The following is a 15,383-nucleotide window of genomic DNA, read 5'->3' as shown; positions in this document are numbered from 1 at the left end:
CGAAGCCATGAACGCCATCGACGCCGGCACGAACGACGCGTGGATGTCGCCGCCCGCCGACGATCGTCCTGACGACGACTTCGACGCGCCCGAGCGTCCCGCGCGGCCGGCTCCGAAGCGGCGGCGCGCGCCGTCGTCGTCATCGTCCGCTGCCGGCGGCGCGGATAGACCCAAACCGCCGCGCGCCGCGCCGCGCTCCGATTTTCGCGTCAGCGAGCAGCCGGGCTTCGTGCTGCACAGTCATCCGTATCGCGAAACCAGTCTCGTCATCGATGTCTTCTCGCGCGATCACGGGCGCATCGCGCTCGTCGCGAAAGGCGCGAAGCGTCCGCATTCGGCGCTGCGCGGCGTGTTGCAGACGTTCCAGCCGCTCGGCCTTTCGTGGACGGGCAAAGGCGAAGTCCGCACGCTGACCACGGCGGAATGGGTCGGCGGCATGCTGCCTTTGACCGGCGATGCGCTCCTTTGCGGCTTCTACGTCAACGAACTGCTCGTGAAATTCTGCGCGCGCGAAGACGCGCATCCCGCGCTCTTCAATCATTACGTGCTGACGCTCTCGCGCCTCGCGCACGGCGAACCGGCGGTGCAAGTGCTGCGCTCCTTCGAACGCGTGCTGCTGCGCGAAACCGGCTATGCGATGGCGCTCACGCGCACCGTCGCGCGCGACAGCGTGCTGCCCGAACGCCGCTACACGTTCGATCCCGAGCGCGGCGTGCGCGAAGCCTCCGACGATCTTCCCGCGCAATGGCCGGTCATCGCCGGGCAGACGCTGCTCGACATGGAGCGCGACGACTACAGCAGCGGCCAGACCGCCGTGCAAAGCAAGACGCTGATGCGTTTCCTGCTGAATTACCACCTGGGCGGCGCGCCGCTCGCCACCCGTCAGATTCTGATCGACCTGCAAAATCTATGAGCTTCTTTCTCTCATCGCCCGCGAGCGTGATCGATCTCGGCGTGAACATCGATCATGTCGCCACGCTGCGCAACGCGCGCGGCACGTCCTATCCCGATCCCATCCGCGCCGCGCTCGCCGCCGAAGAAGCGGGCGCGGATGCGATCACGCTGCATCTGCGCGAGGATCGCCGTCATATCGTCGATGCCGACGTGCGCACGCTGCGGCCGCTCCTCAAGACGCGCATGAATCTCGAATGCGCGGTGACGCGCGAGATGCTCGACATCGCGTGCGAAATCAAGCCGCACGATGTCTGCCTCGTGCCGGAAAAGCGCGAGGAATTGACGACCGAAGGCGGTCTCGATGTCGCCGGCCAGTTCGAAGCGGTGAAGGCCGCGTGCAAGCAGTTGGCCGATGCGGGCATCCGCGTGTCGCTGTTCATCGATCCGGACGAGACGCAGATTCGCGCCGCGAAGGAAGCGCAGGCGCCCGTCATCGAGTTGCACACGGGCCGCTACGCCGAAGCGCACGACGAAGCCGAACAGCAGCGCGAGTTCGAGCGCGTCGCGAAGAGCGTCGATTTCGGCAATTCGCTCGGGCTCAAGGTCAACGCGGGCCACGGTCTGCATTACACCAACGTCCAGCCGATCGCCGCGCTGGAAGGCATCGTCGAGCTGAACATCGGTCATGCGATCGTCGCGCACGCGATCTTCGCGGGCTGGGACAACGCGGTGCGCGAGATGAAGGCGATCATGGTCGCATCGCGGCTCGCGTCCCAAACCAGGCGCTGAGCGCGGCATCATGGCGATCTACGGAATCGGCACGGATCTCGTGCAAGTCAGCCGCGTCGCGGCGGTCATGGAGCGCACCAAGGGACGCTTCGCCGAAAAGGTGCTCGGCCCCGACGAACTGCGCATCTACCACGCGCGGCGCGCGCGCTCCGAAGTGCGCGGCCTCGCGTTCCTCGCGACGCGCTTTTCCGCGAAGGAAGCGTTCTCGAAGGCGATCGGCCTCGGCATGCACTGGCCGATGACCTGGCGCGCGCTGCAAACGCTCAACGAGCCGAGCGGCAAGCCCGTGATCGCGGCATCGGGCGAACTGGCCGAATGGCTCGCGCAACGCGGCATCACCGCGCAAGTGACCGTCACCGACGAGCGCGATTACGCGGTGACTTTCGTCATCGCGGAAGTGGCGGACAAAGCCTGAAGCGCACATCTCAATCCAACCATCACAAGAAGCCAATTGAATCCGATGAAACGCACTCCCGGCCCCGTCATGCTCGACGTCGCCGGCACGACGCTCTCCGAGGCGGATATCGAGCGCCTTACGCATCCGATGACGGGCGGCGTCATTCTCTTCAAGCGCCATTTCACGGATCGCGCGCAGCTCGTCGCGCTGACCGACGCGATCCGCGCAGTGCGCGACGACATCCTCATCGCCGTGGATCACGAAGGCGGGCGCGTGCAGCGCTTTCGCACCGATGGCTTCACGGTGCTGCCCGCGCCCGGCACGCTCGGCGCGCTGTGGGACAAGGACGTGCTCCTCGCCACCAAGACGGCCACGGCGTTCGGCTACGTGCTGGCCGCTGAATTGCGCGCGTGCGGCATCGACATGAGCTTCACGCCGGTGCTCGATCTGAATTACGGGCAGTCGCAAGTGATCGGCGATCGCGCGCTGCACAGCGATCCGCGCGTCGTCGCGATGCTCGCCAAGAGCCTGAATCACGGTCTCGCGCTCGCGGGCATGGCGAACTGCGGCAAGCACTTTCCGGGGCACGGCTTCGCATCGGCGGATTCGCACGTCGCGCTGCCGACGGACGATCGCCCGCTCGACGACATCCTCGCCGCCGACGTGCGCCCGTACGACTGGCTCGGCATGTCGCTCGCATCGGTGATCCCGGCGCACGTGATCTACACGCAAGTCGACGACAAGCCCGCCGGCTTCTCGCGCATCTGGCTGCAGGACATTCTGCGCGGCAAGCTCGGCTTCAACGGCGCGATCTTCAGCGACGATCTTTCGATGGAAGCGGCGCGCGCGGGCGGCACGCTCACCGAAGCCGCGACGGCCGCGCTGACGGCGGGCTGCGACATGGTGCTGATCTGCAATCAGCCGGAAGAGGCGGGCAAGGTGCTGGAGCAATTGCGCTTCTCGCCGTCGAAGTCGTCGCAGCAGCGCATCTCGCGCATGCGTGCGCGCGGCAAGGCGTTGCGCTGGAGCAAGCTGCAGAATCAGGCGGACTATCAGGCGGCGCGGGCGCTGATCGCGAGCACGCTGGGCTGAAGTTCGCAGGCCGCAAAAATAAACGCCACGGCATTGAAACTGCCGTGGCGTTTTTGCGTGAAGGCCGAGCCTTTACTTACTATTCGAGCTTCATGCGCTGCAGCTTGTTGTAGAGCGTCTTCGGGCTGATGCCGAGCAGCGTCGCCGCGCGATGCCGCGTGCCGCCGACCGCTTCGAGCGTCGCGCGAATCAGCATGTCTTCGACATCCGCGAGCGCGGTGCCGACCGTCACCTGGACGCTGCTGCCGTTCAGACCACGCCCGCCCGGGCCGCCTTGTTCGTCCACGCGCAGCGTTTCGATCGTCTCGCCCGATGCGTGATACGCGCGCCGCACGCGATCGCGCATCTCGCGCACGTTGCCCGGCCATTCGTTCGCGATGCACTCGCGCAGGAACGACGGACTGATGCGCTTCGGCGATCCGCTCGTGATGCCCGCGATATGGTTCTCGCGATTCAATTCATCGACGAATTGCTCGGCCATCAGCGCGATGTCGTCGTCGCGTTCGCGCAGCGGCGGCAACATGATCGACGACGCCGACAGCCGCTGGAACAAGTCCTCGCGCAGCGCGCCGCTCGTGACCGCATCGCGTGCGGGCGTGCGCGACGCCGCGATCAGGCGGAAGTCCGTCATGATGCGATTGCTGCCGCCCACGCGCATGAACGTCTGCGAATCGAGCGCGCGCAGCAATGCTTCCTGTTGCGCGGCGGGCAGCGAATCGATTTGATCGAGGAACAGCGTGCCGCCGCCCGATTGCTCGAGCAAACCCGGCTCGCGATTTTCCGCGCCCGCGAACGCGTTGCGCTCGTGGCCGAAGAGAATGCTTTCCATCGAACGGAGCGGGCCGTCGTCGCGCGCGGTCGAGCAATCGAAGCTGACGAACGGTCCCTTGCGGCGGCGGCTCAGCTGGTGAATCGTGCGCGCGGCCAGCTTCTTGCCCGTGCCCGGCTCGCCGCAGATCAGCACGGCGGCTTCGGTCGGCGCGGTGTGCTCGATCTGGTCGTAGACCTGCTGCATGACCGCGCTGCGGCCGAGCATCTCGCCGAAATGACCCAGCTCGCGCAAAGTCGAGCGCAGCGACTGCACTTCCTCGGTCAGCTCGTAGGGACGCGGAATGCGCGCGAGCAGGCTGCGCAGGCGCGGGATGTTCACCGGCTTGAGCAAGTAGTCCCAGATGCCGTGTCGCAAGCCTTCGATCGCGCTTTCCACCGTCGCGTTGCCGGTCATCACGATGACGGGCAGCGCGCCGTCAGGCGGTTGCGCCGGCAGGCTCGGCAGCAGATCGAGGCCGCTGCCGTCAGGCAGGTTCAGGTCGATCAGCACGACATCGGGGATGAAACGCGTCAACGCGGAACGCGCTTCGGCGAGCGTCGTCGCGGTATCGACGGAGAAGCCATCCGCGGACAGAATCGCGGACAGGCCAGAGAGGCTGTTGGGATCGTCTTCGACAATCAGTGCGTGTGGCATGGCAGACACAACGTATCAAAATAGACTGTAATCACCGTTGCCGCATGCGTCGCCGGGCAAAGGGCGACGCTTGGAACTCGGGCGCTCGTGGGCGGGCAAGGAGGCTTCATCCTGCATCGATGACGCGGCGCCTCGTCCCGCTGTTGTTTGTTCTTGTCCTGCGCTTGCGGTTATCGACTATTGCGTCATTGCGGCTTGATGTGCAGATCGTTGTTGATGGATTGCACGCCCGACACGCTTCGGGTCACGGCGACGGCCTTCTGAATCTCTTCCTCCGAATTCACGTTACCGGACAACTGCACGACGCCGCGATAAGCCGCGACGCTCACGGCGAGCGATTTCAAGCCCGGATCGGCGAGAAGCGCGGCTTTGACACGCGCGGTCACCGAGGCATCCGATGCGTAATCCCCAGCCGATTCGCCGGCCGGAGTCGACTTGCAGCCCGCGACGAACGCCACGGGCATCGCAAGCGTCGCGACGATCACCAGTCGGCCAAGAATCGAATACTGGTTTCGCATGTCGTGCAGTCCAGTCCGGATGCGTAGAAAAAGCAGAAATCGTGCCAATTCATTCGATACGCGTTTGCGGCGTTAAACAGCCATGTAAATGCAGCAGAAACAGGGAGCTAGCGGAGAATCGGCCGGCTTGTCGACATGAAAAGCGTTGCTCGCAAGCGGTAAAGTTTGCCTGAATTTGTCAAAAAATTCATGCAAAAGAAAAAGCGCCCGCGATGGGGCGCTTTTTTGTGACAGCCTTGACAGACGGTTGCGTAACCGCCGCCCGCCGCCGGAAAAACCGGCGTAAGGCTTACGCAAGCCGCTTATGCAAGTCGCTTACGCGCGGCTGCGGTACTCGTTCGTGCGCGTGTCGATTTCGATCTTGTCGCCGATATTGCAGAAGAGCGGCACTTGCAGTTCGAAGCCCGTGTTCAGCTTCGCGGTCTTCAGCACCTTGCCCGACGACGTGTCGCCCTTGACGGCCGGTTCCGTGTAGACGATCTCGCGAACCAGCGTGGTCGGCAGTTCGACCGAGATGGCCTTCTCGTTGTAGAACACGACTTCGCACGCCATGCCGTCTTCGAGGTAATTGAGCGCGTCGCCCATCATTTCGGCTTCGACTTCGAACTGGTTGTAGTCGGCGTCCATGAACACGTACATCGGGTCGGCGAAGTACGAGTAGCTCACTTCCTTGCGGTCCAGCACGACGACGTCGAACTTGTCGTCGGCCTTGTAGACCGTTTCCATGCCGGCGTTCGTCAGCAGGTTCTTGAACTTCATCTTGACGACCGCTGCGTTACGGCCGGACTTGTTGTACTCGGCACGCTGCACGACCATGGCATCGTTGCCGATCATGACGACGTTGCCGACGCGGAGTTCTTGTGCGGTCTTCATAAAAACTGGGTCCTTACAAATGAATTTGGCTTGTGTGTTGCCGTGGATTGCTGATCGGATGATTCTGGCCGGAGCGCCGCTAAAGCGTTGATGCCAGCGGCCCGCCGCTCGGATAACCGCTTATTTTAACTGAGTTTTTGCCTCTTTGACCAGTCGGGCGGGGGCGCGCGGCCGCTTCACGCGGTGAGGCGCAGAGCCATTCGCGCGTCCACGTGCGCCGCGAGATTGCCCGCCAGATCGCCGATGCCCGCGAGTTCGTCCGCCCATTGCGATGCGCGCGCCCCGAATTCCCGCCGATGCCGCCAGAAGTCCGCCCAGTCGGGTGCGCCGGCGCCGTTCCACGCGTGCCAGAAGCGGCCGATCGACTGCTGCGCTGCGTGCGTGAGTCCGCGCGCGTAGTGGGCGAGGGCGGCATCGAGCTTCGGCAGATGGGCGTCGTCGGCTTGCGGGTAGATGTGCCAGACGAACGGCTTGCGCGCCCATTGCGCGCGCACGAACGAGTCTTCGCCGCGCACGAAGTTGATGTCGGCGGCCCAGAGCAATTCGTCGAAACGCGGCTGCTCGACGAAGCCGAGCGCATGCGCTTTTAGCGCACCCGCGCGCGCCGATGCGCCCGCCGCGAACGTCGGCAGCCCGAAAAAACGCGCGACCGCGCCGGAAATGCGTCCTTCGGGCACGAGCAGGACGACGTTCGAAGCGCCATCGCGCCACTGGGCGAGGAGCGCATCGACGGCCGGATTTTCGTACGCGAAAAGCGACACGACCGTCGATGCCGCGTCCGGCCGCTCGATGCCGACGCGCTCACGCCACCACGAAGCCGCATCGAATTGCTCGCGCGCCGCGTCGAGGCCGCGCTCCTTCGGCACGCCGCCCGTGCCCGCGCCCAGGCCGGGGAAGAAGAAGCTCTTCTCGAGCGGATAGCGCGGATGCGGCGACGGCCGCGTATGAAAATCCGCGACCCAGTCTTCGCCGCTCAGATATTCGAGATTGATCCACACGGGCTTGCGCTCGCGACGCGCCATCGCCGCGATATACGCATGCGGAATCTCGCACGCGAACGCTTCGACGACGACATCCGCGATGTCGAGCGCGTCGCCCGCATGCGCCGGTTCGCGCCAGTGCTCGATCACGACGCCCGCCGCTTCCTGCCGCGCGAGCGATGCATCGACGGCGGGACACAGCGCATGGAAGACCGCGAGATCGTCGACGAAGAGCCGCACGCGCCAGCCATGTTCCGCGCGAAGCTGACGCGCGAGCCGCCAGCACACGCCGATATCGCCGAAGTTGTCGACGACCGCGCAGAAGATGTCGCAGGCGAGTTCAGGACCGGCAAGAGGCGTCGAGGGCGTGGACATGGGCGTCGTACGCGGCCGACGGGACCGCGTCGTAATGATCTAAACTGGCGATTCTATGACACCGTCCGCCGCGCGGTGCCGCCTGCCTTGACCCTTGCGCGCATCGTCACGATATTCGCTGCATGACCCAGACCGACGCTCCCGATTCCACTTTCGACCCGAAAAAGACGCTCACGCAGTTGCCGCATCTGCCGGGCGTGTACCGCTATTACGACGGCGACGGCAACGTGCTCTACGTCGGCAAGGCGCGCAATCTCAAGAAGCGCGTGTCGAGCTATTTCACGAAGACGCTGCATTCGCCGCGCATCGCGATGATGGTCACGCGCATCCGCAAGATCGAGACGACCGTCACGCGATCGGAAGCGGAAGCGCTGCTGCTCGAAAACAATCTCATTAAGGCGCTCGCGCCGCGGTACAACATCCTGTTTCGCGACGACAAGTCGTATCCGTTTCTCAAGCTCACCGGGCACGCGTTCCCGCGCATGGCGTATTACCGCGGCGCCGTCGACAAGAAGAATCAGTACTTCGGGCCGTTTCCGAGCGCATGGGCGGTGCGCGAGAGCATCCAGATCCTGCAGCGCGTGTTCCAGTTGCGCACGTGCGAGGACTCGGTGTTCAGCAATCGCACGCGGCCGTGCCTGCTGCATCAGATCGGGCGATGCACCGCGCCGTGCACCGGCCTCATCAGCGAGGAAGATTACGCGCGCGACGTGTCGAACGCATCGCGCTTTCTGCTCGGGCGGCAGGGCGAAGTGATGAAGGAGCTCGAAGAAAAGATGCACGCGTTCGCGGCGGATCTCAGGTTCGAGCAGGCGGCGGCGGTGCGCAACCAGATGAGTTCGCTCTCGACCGTGCTGCATCAGCAGGCGATCGAGGTCGGCAGCGAAAGCGACGTCGATATCCTCGCGGTGGTCGCGCTCGGCGGCAAGGTGTGCGTGAATCTGGCGATGGTGCGCGGCGGCCGGCATCTCGGCGACAAGGCGTATTTCCCGGCGCACGTCGAGAGCGCGATGGCGCTCGGCGCGGACGACGACGAGATCGAGGACGGCGAGCCGGGCGAGGCTGTCGCGGATGCGGATGTCGTGGAAGCCGTGACCGACGCAATCACGAACGCCGACACCGAACCCGAATCCGAACCCCGCGAAGGCGCGCTCGAAGCCGAAGTGCTCGAAGCGTTCATGGCGCAGCATTACATCGGCAATCGCGTGCCGCCGGTGCTCGTCGTGAGCCACGCGCCGGCGAGCCGCGAACTTGTCGATCTGCTGATGGAGCAGGCCGGTCACAAGGTGACGCTGCTGCGTCAGCCGCAGGGACAGAAGCGCGTCTGGCTCTCGATGGCCGAGCAGAACGCGAAGCTCGCGCTCGCGCGTTTGTTGTCGGAGCAGGGTTCGCAGCAGGCGCGCACGCGCTCGCTCGCGGAAACGCTCGGGCTGGAAATGGACGATCTCGCGCTGATGCGCATCGAGTGCTTCGACATCAGTCATACGATGGGCGAGGCGACACAGGCGTCGTGCGTCGTGTATCACCATCACAAGATGCAGTCGGGCGAATATCGGCGGTACAACATCACCGGCATCACGCCCGGCGACGATTACGCCGCCATGCGTCAGGTGCTTACGCGCCGCTATGAAAAGATGGTCGCGCAGGCGGCGGCGAACGCGAACGAGGAAGCCACGACCTTGCAACCCGACGCCGCCGCCGATCCCAACGTCACGCCCGATGCCGCGCCGGCCGTGGCGGCGGGCGGAACGCTGCCGAACATCGTGCTGATCGACGGCGGCAAGGGACAGGTGGAAATCGCGCGGCAGGTATTCTCGGAACTCGGGCTCGATCACGGCATGCTGGTGGGCGTCGCGAAGGGCGAGGGGCGCAAGGTCGGCCTCGAAACGCTGATTTTCGCGGATGGCCGTCCCGCGCTCGAGCTTGGCAAGGAAAGTGCGGCGTTGATGCTCGTCGCGCAGATCCGCGACGAAGCGCACCGCTTCGCGATCACCGGCATGCGCGCGAAACGCGCGAAGGCGCGCCAGACGTCGCGGCTGGAAGAACTGGAGGGCGTCGGCGCGAAGCGTCGTCAGCGGCTGTTGTCGCGCTTCGGCGGATTGCGCGGCGTGCAGGCGGCGAGCGTCGAGGACCTCGCGAGCGTCGAAGGCATTTCGCTTGCGCTCGCACAGCAGATTTACCGGCAGTTGCACTGACGCGCATCGGCGTCAGGGCCGGCCGCGCGGCCCGCTGCAAGCCGCGCGGCGCGTGAGTCCGCGCCTTGTGAGCGTCGGACCGACGCGGCACAATGGCACCTCCCTTACATCTCGCTCTCGCAATCACTTTCGCCCATGCCGTTCAATCTACCGATCTTCCTGACGTGGCTGCGAATCGTGCTGATTCCACTCGTCGTGGGCGTGTTCTATTTGCCGGACATGATGCTGAGCCTCGAGCACCGCAATCTGCTCGCGATGATCATCTTCGTGCTCGCCGCGCTCACCGATTGGTTCGACGGCTTTCTCGCGCGCAAGCTCGACCAGACGTCCGCGTTCGGCGCGTTTCTCGATCCCGTCGCCGACAAGCTGATGGTCACCGCCGCGCTGCTCGTGCTCGTGCAGCTGGCGCGGCTCAACGCGGTGATCGCGCTCGTGATCGTCGGACGGGAGATCACCATTTCGGCGCTGCGCGAGTGGATGGCGCAGATCGGCGCATCGAAGAGCGTGGCGGTGAATTCGCTCGGCAAGTTCAAGACCGTCTGCCAGATGGTCGCCATTCCGATGCTGCTGTTCTACGGGCGCCTGCCCATCGCCGGTACGCACTGGGTGCTCGATTCGCGCGTGTGGGGCTTGTGGCTCATCAACGTGGCGGCGTTCCTCACCGTCTGGTCGATGTTCTACTACATGAAGCTCGCCTGGCCGCAGATTCGGGAACGCGGCGGCATGCTCTGAAACGGTCCGGACGATAATCGCAAAAAATTGCGTCATACCCGAAAAAACCGCAGACAAAACAGTTGACAGCTTGCTTTGGCTTCTACATAATCTCGTTTCTCTGATGCGCGACACGAAGCAGTGAACAAAGCAGCAAGGTGAAGCGAGTCAGATAAGCAGCACATGCGGGAGTAGCTCAGTTGGTAGAGCGCAACCTTGCCAAGGTTGAGGTCGCGAGTTCGAGACTCGTCTCCCGCTCCAGATTTGGAAGTTCGGTGTGAGCAGCGCTAATCGGTTCGGTCGGCGAAGCGGCATCGGAAAGCAGTAGCAGTGCAGGATACGCGGGAGTAGCTCAGTTGGTAGAGCGCAACCTTGCCAAGGTTGAGGTCGCGAGTTCGAGACTCGTCTCCCGCTCCAGTCAAAGGGGAAGCAGCGCTTCCCTTTTTGTTTGGCAGTCTTTGTTGGTATCTGGCTGGCTTAAGGCCGGTCGGCGAACCACACCGCTCGTGGCGCGATAGCAAAGCGGTTATGCAGCGGCCTGCAAAGCCGTTTAGACCGGTTCGACTCCGGTTCGCGCCTCCACTCAAAAAGCCCTGACTCGTCAGGGCTTTTTCTTTTTCCGCGCCGATTTGCTTCCGCTGCCGCGCGGCATAATTGCGGCACGCCGAAAGGCCCACGATACCAACATCATGACCACCGAACTCTCCGACCTTGAATGGCGCTGGAAGCGCTTCGACGACCTGACGACCGCCGAGGTCTACGACATGCTCGCCGCCCGCAGCGCGGTGTTCGTCGTCGAGCAGAATTGCGTGTATGGCGACATCGACGGACTCGATGTCGACGCGTGGCATCTGCTGGCGTACGGGGAAGGCGAGACGCGTCCGAAGCTCGCGGGTTATCTGCGCGTGCTGCTGCCGGGCTTTCCGGACGCGAACGAGAAAGACGTGCGCATCGGCCGCGTGCTGACGACCGCCGGCTTTCGCGGCATGAAGCTCGGCAACGCGATGCTCGAACGCGCGCTCGAAGAAATCCTGAAGCAATGGCCCGATCAGCCGGTCAGCCTGCACGCGCAGGCGCATTTGCAGCGCTTTTACGGGGCGTTCGGTTTCGTCGCTTCGTCGGGCGTGCATGACGAGGACGGCATCCCGCACGTCTGGATGCGCCGTCCCGGCTTCGATTCCTGACGCAGCCGCGAGCGCGCCGACAGCCGCAGCCAGTGCCGCAGCGCGATCAGCGCGCCGATCACGCTCATCATCGAGCCGGGAATCCAGAGCAGCAGACCGCCGACCTGCTGGTCGCGCATCGGCGTGATCCAGGTGAAGGCGCGGCCGCAGATCGAATAGATCGGATAAAGCTCGTGCGATGAAAAAAAGATAAACGCACCGAGAATGATCTGCGGCGGAATGGCGGCGATGACCACGAGAATGCGTCGCCCCGGCGCGAGACGGGCGGGCGGCGCGGGGCGCGGATCGAGCACGAGCCACCAGAAGAGCAGGCCGTCGATCACCATGCTCCAGTTCATCACGCGATAGAGCCGATAGTCGAGCATCGCCTTGAAATGGATGGGCGAGAGCAGCCAGAAATAGATCAGTCCGACGAACAGCACCACCGCGACCACCGGATTGAACACGATATCCGCCGCCACGCGCGCCACCCGCGTTTGCGCAACGGGACGCAGCCAGCGGCGTCGCCATTCGAGCGGCACGCCCGCGCGCAGCGCCGCGCCGGGATACGACAGCGCGATCAGAAAAGGCCCGAGGTGATGCAGCACCAGATGCTGCAGCCGATGCATGAAGAACTCGTGCTCGAAGAAGTAATCGAGCCGCGTATGCAGCGCCACGTAGAGCGCGCCCAGCCCCAGCCAGAACGCGATTCGGCGCGACACCGACACCCGCGCATGCCGCGCGCCGCGCGCGAACAGCACGGCGGCGATCAGCACCGCGATGACGACCGTCGGCGACGGCTCCCACGGATCGAGCCAGTAGAGAAGCGTCGTCATGGTCATGCGTCCTTCGAGCGGATCACGCGGCGCAGGTCGGCGGCGATGGCGTCGATCGAATCGCGGTCGGTCGCGAGCAGGCGCGCGTGGCCGTCGCGATCGAAGATATAGACCGCCGAGCTGTGCGTGACTTCATACGCGCCGCTCGGATCGCGCTTTTCCATCTGATACGCGATGCGATACCGCTGCGCCACCGCTTCGATCGCGCGATCGTTGCCCGTGAGGCCGACGGCGTGCTTGTCGTCGAACGCGCGGACGTAGGCGTGCAGAAGCGCGGGCGTGTCGCGCGCGGGATCGACGGAGACGAACACGATGCGCGCCTTGTCCGCATCCGGCCCGAGCTGCTGAAGGACTTGCATGAGGCGCGCCATCGTTTCCGGGCAGACATCCGGGCAATGCGTGTAGCCGAAATAGACGAGCGTCGCGCGGCCCTCAAACGACTGGCCGGTGACGTGCGCGCCGGTGTCGTCGGTGAGCGCGAAGTCCAGATCCGGCAGATGCCCGGAAACGTCGGTGAGATGCCACGGTTCGGCAGGACGCGAGCAGGCGGCAAGCGTGCAAAGCGCCAGAAGCGCGATGATTCCGCGCCAGCGCGCGGAGCGCCGAGCGGGCGAAAGCGGTGAAGCAGGGAACGAAGCGGGCATCGAAATGAGTGAAAGCGGCGTGCGGCGGGGTTTTGAAGGCTGAAACATCTATCGCAAAATACACGCCTTCAGGGCTGCAGGTGGCGCATGATCTAGCTTGCGGCCTATTTTTGAGACGATTTGCCGCATACTTCAGGCTCGCCGAAAGCCTGCCGATTTCGTCCGTAAGCGCGACGAGATGGAAACCGAAAGGTTTCGCACGTAACATGCGCGCCTCAGCGCCGGCTCGCGCCCCATTCAAGGCAAACCACAGGCCCAAGATCGATGCAAATTCTTCCCGATTCCCTGTCTCTTGCCGAGACCGCGTTTTTCTTCGATTTCGACGGCACGCTCGTCGAGCTCGCCTCCACGCCCGACGGCATTTTCGTGCCGCGTTCGGTGCCGGACATCCTGGCGTCGCTGCGGCGCGCGACGAACAGCGCGGTCGCGGTGCTGTCGGGGCGCGCCATCGATGCTATCGACGGATTCCTGCAGATGCCCGATCTGCCGGTCGCCGGCATGCACGGCGCGGAGCGGCGCGACGCCAACGGCGATGTCCAGCGCATCGGTTTCCACGACGAGCGGCTTTTGCGCATGGAGCACGTGCTCGAAGCCGTCGTCGGCGCGAACCCCGGCATGCTGCTCGAAATCAAGGGCGCGGCGCTCGCGCTGCACTATCGCAACGCGCCCGAACGCGAGCCGACCGCGCGCGCGGCCACTGAGCGTCTGGTGAAGGAATACGCCGACGCCTACGTGCTTCAGCCGGGCAAGATGGTCTACGAAATCAAGCCGAAGGACGTCGACAAGGGCCGCGCGCTGCGTGCGTTCATGGCCGAGCCACCGTTCACGGGCCGCAAGCCCGTTTTCATCGGCGACGATCTGACGGACGAAAAAGGCTTCGCGGTCGTCAACGAATTCGATGGCCTGTCGATCAAGGTCGGCCCCGGCGATACCATCGCGCGGGCGCGCATCGAATCGGTGGAACTGCTGCTCGACTGGCTGCAGGTGATCGCGGGCACGGCGGGGAAGCACGCGTGAGCCGGCTCATCATCGTGTCGAACCGGGTCGCGCCGATTTCCGAAGGCGGCCCGGCGGCAGGCGGACTCGCGGTCGGCGTGTACGACGCGCTCAAGGAAACCGGCGGCGTGTGGTTCGGCTGGAGCGGCGACGTGCTCGCCGCGCCGCCCGAGGCGATCAGCCTGGAAGAGCAGGGGCCGGTGACGTTCGCGACCATCGGACTCGCGCGCCGCGATTACGACCAGTACTACCGCGGCTTTTCGAACGCGACGCTGTGGCCTGCGTTCCACTATCGCCCGGATCTGATCGAATTCGATCGCAACGAATACGACGGCTATTGCCGCGTGAACCGATGGCTCGCCGCGCAGCTCGCGCCGCTGCTCAGGCCGGACGACGTCATCTGGGTTCACGACTACCACCTGATTCCGTTCGCGCAGGCGTTGCGCGAGCTGGGCGTCGAGAATCGCATCGGCTTCTTTCTGCACATTCCGTTTCCGGCGTCGCAGATTCTGCTGAGCGTGCCGCGTCATCGCGAACTCGTCGAAGCGTTGTGCGCGTTCGATCTGCTCGGCTTTCAGACGGAGCCGGATCTGCGCGCGTTCTGCGATTACGTCGAAACCGAAGCGGGCGGCGCGCTCACGCGGCACGCGCAGAAGCCGGTCGAAGTCCGCGCGTTCGGCAAGACGCTGAAGGCGGCGGCGTATCCGATCGGCGTGTATCCGGACGAAGTCCGCGCGCTCGCGAAGGACGGCGAAAGTGGCCGCGACGTGCAGACGGTCAAGGCGACGCTGCACGAACGCAAGCTCGTGATGAGCGTCGACCGGCTCGATTATTCGAAGGGGCTCGTCGAGCGCTTCCGGGCCTTCGAGCGCCTGATGGAGCACGATCCGCAGCAGCGCAACAACGTGTCGTTTCTGCAGATCGCGCCGCCGACGCGCTCGGACGTCGACGCTTACCGCGACATCCGCCTGCAGCTGGAAGCGGAATCCGGCCGCATCAACGGGCGATACGCCGAACTCGACTGGACGCCGATCCGCTATATCCATCGCCAGTACGAGCGGCCCGTGCTGGCCGCGCTTTTTCGCGAGGCGCATGTCGGCTTCGTCACGCCGCTGCGCGACGGCATGAATCTCGTCGCGAAAGAGTACGTGTCCGCGCAGGATCCGGACGATCCCGGCGTGCTCGTGCTCTCGCAATTCGCGGGCGCGGCGCGCGAGCTGACGGCGGCGCTGATCGTGAATCCGCTCGATATCGACGGCATGGCGGAGGCGCTCGCCACCGCGCTCGCGATGCCGCTCGATGAACGCCGCGCGCGGCATCGGGAAATGTATGCGCTGCTGCGCGACAACAACGTTTCCGTGTGGCGCGACAACTTCCTGCGTGATCTGAAGACTCGTTGAACCCGCGCTGAACGCAAAAAAGCCGCGCTTCCTTTCGGAGAGCGCGGCTTTTTTT

Annotated in this window: 15 protein-coding genes and 3 tRNA genes; 12 read left to right on the top strand and 6 right to left on the bottom strand. The window is 64.6% G+C overall.

The genetic code is table 11. The features are described from left to right. Positions 1-7 precede the first annotated feature (7 nt). Genes recO through nagZ form a run of 4 tightly spaced genes read left to right on the top strand, consistent with a single transcriptional unit; the run spans position 8 to position 3,172 of the window. Positions 8-913 carry a DNA repair protein RecO gene (gene recO / locus NCR39_RS09450; protein WP_250451946.1) on the top strand — a complete coding sequence of 302 codons (906 nt, stop codon included), beginning with the start codon at positions 8-10 and terminating at the stop codon, positions 911-913. After that, positions 910-1,683 carry a pyridoxine 5'-phosphate synthase gene (pdxJ, locus tag NCR39_RS09445; protein WP_250451945.1) on the top strand — a complete coding sequence of 258 codons (774 nt, stop codon included), beginning with the start codon at positions 910-912 and terminating at the stop codon, positions 1,681-1,683. Before recO ends, pdxJ begins: the two co-directional genes overlap by 4 nt. Positions 1,684-1,693: 10 nt before the next feature. Then, positions 1,694-2,098, top strand: coding sequence for a holo-ACP synthase (acpS, locus tag NCR39_RS09440; protein ID WP_250451944.1), 405 nt, complete (start codon positions 1,694-1,696; stop codon positions 2,096-2,098). Between the two features lie 45 nt (positions 2,099-2,143). Further along, the gene (gene nagZ, locus NCR39_RS09435; RefSeq protein ID WP_250451943.1) at positions 2,144-3,172 is read left to right on the top strand and encodes a beta-N-acetylhexosaminidase; all 1,029 of its coding nucleotides are present in this window, start codon (positions 2,144-2,146) and stop codon (positions 3,170-3,172) included. A 79-nt stretch (positions 3,173-3,251) separates the two neighbouring features. On the opposite strand, the gene NCR39_RS09430 is transcribed toward nagZ, so the two are convergent. The 4 genes from NCR39_RS09430 to earP all read right to left on the bottom strand — a co-directional run bounded on the left by NCR39_RS09430 (position 3,252) and on the right by earP (position 7,383). Next, positions 3,252-4,637, bottom strand: a complete 1,386-nt coding sequence (locus tag NCR39_RS09430) for a sigma-54-dependent transcriptional regulator (RefSeq protein WP_040051415.1) — start codon at positions 4,635-4,637, stop codon at positions 3,252-3,254. A gap of 185 nt (positions 4,638-4,822) precedes the next feature. After that, complete coding sequence (locus tag NCR39_RS09425) at positions 4,823-5,155, bottom strand: BON domain-containing protein (RefSeq protein ID WP_250451942.1); 333 nt, start codon at positions 5,153-5,155, stop codon at positions 4,823-4,825. Between the two features lie 315 nt (positions 5,156-5,470). Continuing rightward, positions 5,471-6,028, bottom strand: a complete 558-nt coding sequence (gene efp / locus NCR39_RS09420) for an elongation factor P (protein WP_250451941.1) — start codon at positions 6,026-6,028, stop codon at positions 5,471-5,473. A gap of 176 nt (positions 6,029-6,204) precedes the next feature. Continuing rightward, on the bottom strand, positions 6,205-7,383 hold the full coding sequence (gene earP, locus NCR39_RS09415; RefSeq protein WP_250451940.1) for an elongation factor P maturation arginine rhamnosyltransferase EarP: 1,179 nt from the start codon (positions 7,381-7,383) through the stop codon (positions 6,205-6,207). Positions 7,384-7,505: 122 nt separating this feature from the next. Here earP and uvrC point away from each other — a divergent pair, with 122 nt between their 5' ends. The 6 genes from uvrC to NCR39_RS09385 all read left to right on the top strand — a co-directional run bounded on the left by uvrC (position 7,506) and on the right by NCR39_RS09385 (position 11,473). After that, a complete protein-coding gene (gene uvrC / locus NCR39_RS09410) occupies positions 7,506-9,578 on the top strand; it encodes an excinuclease ABC subunit UvrC (protein WP_250451939.1) in 2,073 nt (690 codons plus the stop codon). Between the two features lie 135 nt (positions 9,579-9,713). Next, on the top strand, positions 9,714-10,310 hold the full coding sequence (pgsA, locus tag NCR39_RS09405) for a CDP-diacylglycerol--glycerol-3-phosphate 3-phosphatidyltransferase (protein ID WP_250451938.1): 597 nt from the start codon (positions 9,714-9,716) through the stop codon (positions 10,308-10,310). 164 nt (positions 10,311-10,474) lie between these two features. Then, positions 10,475-10,550: transfer RNA gene (locus NCR39_RS09400), tRNA-Gly, on the top strand. A gap of 80 nt (positions 10,551-10,630) precedes the next feature. Beyond that, positions 10,631-10,706: transfer RNA gene (locus NCR39_RS09395), tRNA-Gly, on the top strand. A gap of 91 nt (positions 10,707-10,797) precedes the next feature. Beyond that, positions 10,798-10,871 (top strand) — tRNA-Cys (locus NCR39_RS09390). A 107-nt stretch (positions 10,872-10,978) separates the two neighbouring features. Beyond that, positions 10,979-11,473, top strand: coding sequence for a GNAT family N-acetyltransferase (locus NCR39_RS09385; RefSeq protein ID WP_250451937.1), 495 nt, complete (start codon positions 10,979-10,981; stop codon positions 11,471-11,473). On the opposite strand, the gene NCR39_RS09380 is transcribed toward NCR39_RS09385, so the two are convergent. Then, positions 11,380-12,288, bottom strand: a complete 909-nt coding sequence (locus NCR39_RS09380) for a cytochrome c oxidase assembly protein (RefSeq protein ID WP_250451936.1) — start codon at positions 12,286-12,288, stop codon at positions 11,380-11,382. The genes NCR39_RS09385 and NCR39_RS09380 overlap by 94 nt on opposite strands. Positions 12,289-12,290: 2 nt before the next feature. After that, on the bottom strand, positions 12,291-12,932 hold the full coding sequence (locus tag NCR39_RS09375; protein ID WP_250451935.1) for an SCO family protein: 642 nt from the start codon (positions 12,930-12,932) through the stop codon (positions 12,291-12,293). Positions 12,933-13,196: 264 nt separating this feature from the next. Here NCR39_RS09375 and otsB point away from each other — a divergent pair, with 264 nt between their 5' ends. Then, complete coding sequence (gene otsB, locus NCR39_RS09370; RefSeq protein WP_250451934.1) at positions 13,197-13,949, top strand: trehalose-phosphatase; 753 nt, start codon at positions 13,197-13,199, stop codon at positions 13,947-13,949. Further along, a complete protein-coding gene (gene otsA / locus NCR39_RS09365) occupies positions 13,946-15,328 on the top strand; it encodes an alpha,alpha-trehalose-phosphate synthase (UDP-forming) (RefSeq protein WP_250451933.1) in 1,383 nt (460 codons plus the stop codon). Before otsB ends, otsA begins: the two co-directional genes overlap by 4 nt. The last annotated feature ends 55 nt before the right edge of the window (positions 15,329-15,383 follow it).

The organism is Caballeronia sp. ATUFL_M2_KS44 (assembly GCF_023630965.1).
Taxonomy (GTDB): Bacteria; Pseudomonadota; Gammaproteobacteria; order Burkholderiales; family Burkholderiaceae; genus Caballeronia; species Caballeronia concitans.
This window is presented reverse-complemented; position numbering and strand designations above follow the sequence as displayed.

What these genes read in the sequence shown, in the direction of transcription:
- NCR39_RS09430 (WP_040051415.1), bottom strand. Translation starts at nt 4,637, where the DNA reads ATGCCACACGCACTGATTGTCGAAGACGATCCCAACAGCCTCTCTGGC.
- acpS (WP_250451944.1), top strand. Translation starts at nt 1,694, where the DNA reads ATGGCGATCTACGGAATCGGCACGGATCTCGTGCAAGTCAGCCGCGTC.
- pdxJ (WP_250451945.1), top strand. Translation starts at nt 910, where the DNA reads ATGAGCTTCTTTCTCTCATCGCCCGCGAGCGTGATCGATCTCGGCGTG.
- earP (WP_250451940.1), bottom strand. Translation starts at nt 7,383, where the DNA reads ATGTCCACGCCCTCGACGCCTCTTGCCGGTCCTGAACTCGCCTGCGAC.
- NCR39_RS09380 (WP_250451936.1), bottom strand. Translation starts at nt 12,288, where the DNA reads ATGACGACGCTTCTCTACTGGCTCGATCCGTGGGAGCCGTCGCCGACG.
- NCR39_RS09385 (WP_250451937.1), top strand. Translation starts at nt 10,979, where the DNA reads ATGACCACCGAACTCTCCGACCTTGAATGGCGCTGGAAGCGCTTCGAC.
- nagZ (WP_250451943.1), top strand. Translation starts at nt 2,144, where the DNA reads ATGAAACGCACTCCCGGCCCCGTCATGCTCGACGTCGCCGGCACGACG.
- uvrC (WP_250451939.1), top strand. Translation starts at nt 7,506, where the DNA reads ATGACCCAGACCGACGCTCCCGATTCCACTTTCGACCCGAAAAAGACG.
- efp (WP_250451941.1), bottom strand. Translation starts at nt 6,028, where the DNA reads ATGAAGACCGCACAAGAACTCCGCGTCGGCAACGTCGTCATGATCGGC.
- recO (WP_250451946.1), top strand. Translation starts at nt 8, where the DNA reads ATGAACGCCATCGACGCCGGCACGAACGACGCGTGGATGTCGCCGCCC.
- NCR39_RS09425 (WP_250451942.1), bottom strand. Translation starts at nt 5,155, where the DNA reads ATGCGAAACCAGTATTCGATTCTTGGCCGACTGGTGATCGTCGCGACG.
- NCR39_RS09375 (WP_250451935.1), bottom strand. Translation starts at nt 12,932, where the DNA reads ATGCCCGCTTCGTTCCCTGCTTCACCGCTTTCGCCCGCTCGGCGCTCC.
- otsB (WP_250451934.1), top strand. Translation starts at nt 13,197, where the DNA reads ATGCAAATTCTTCCCGATTCCCTGTCTCTTGCCGAGACCGCGTTTTTC.
- pgsA (WP_250451938.1), top strand. Translation starts at nt 9,714, where the DNA reads ATGCCGTTCAATCTACCGATCTTCCTGACGTGGCTGCGAATCGTGCTG.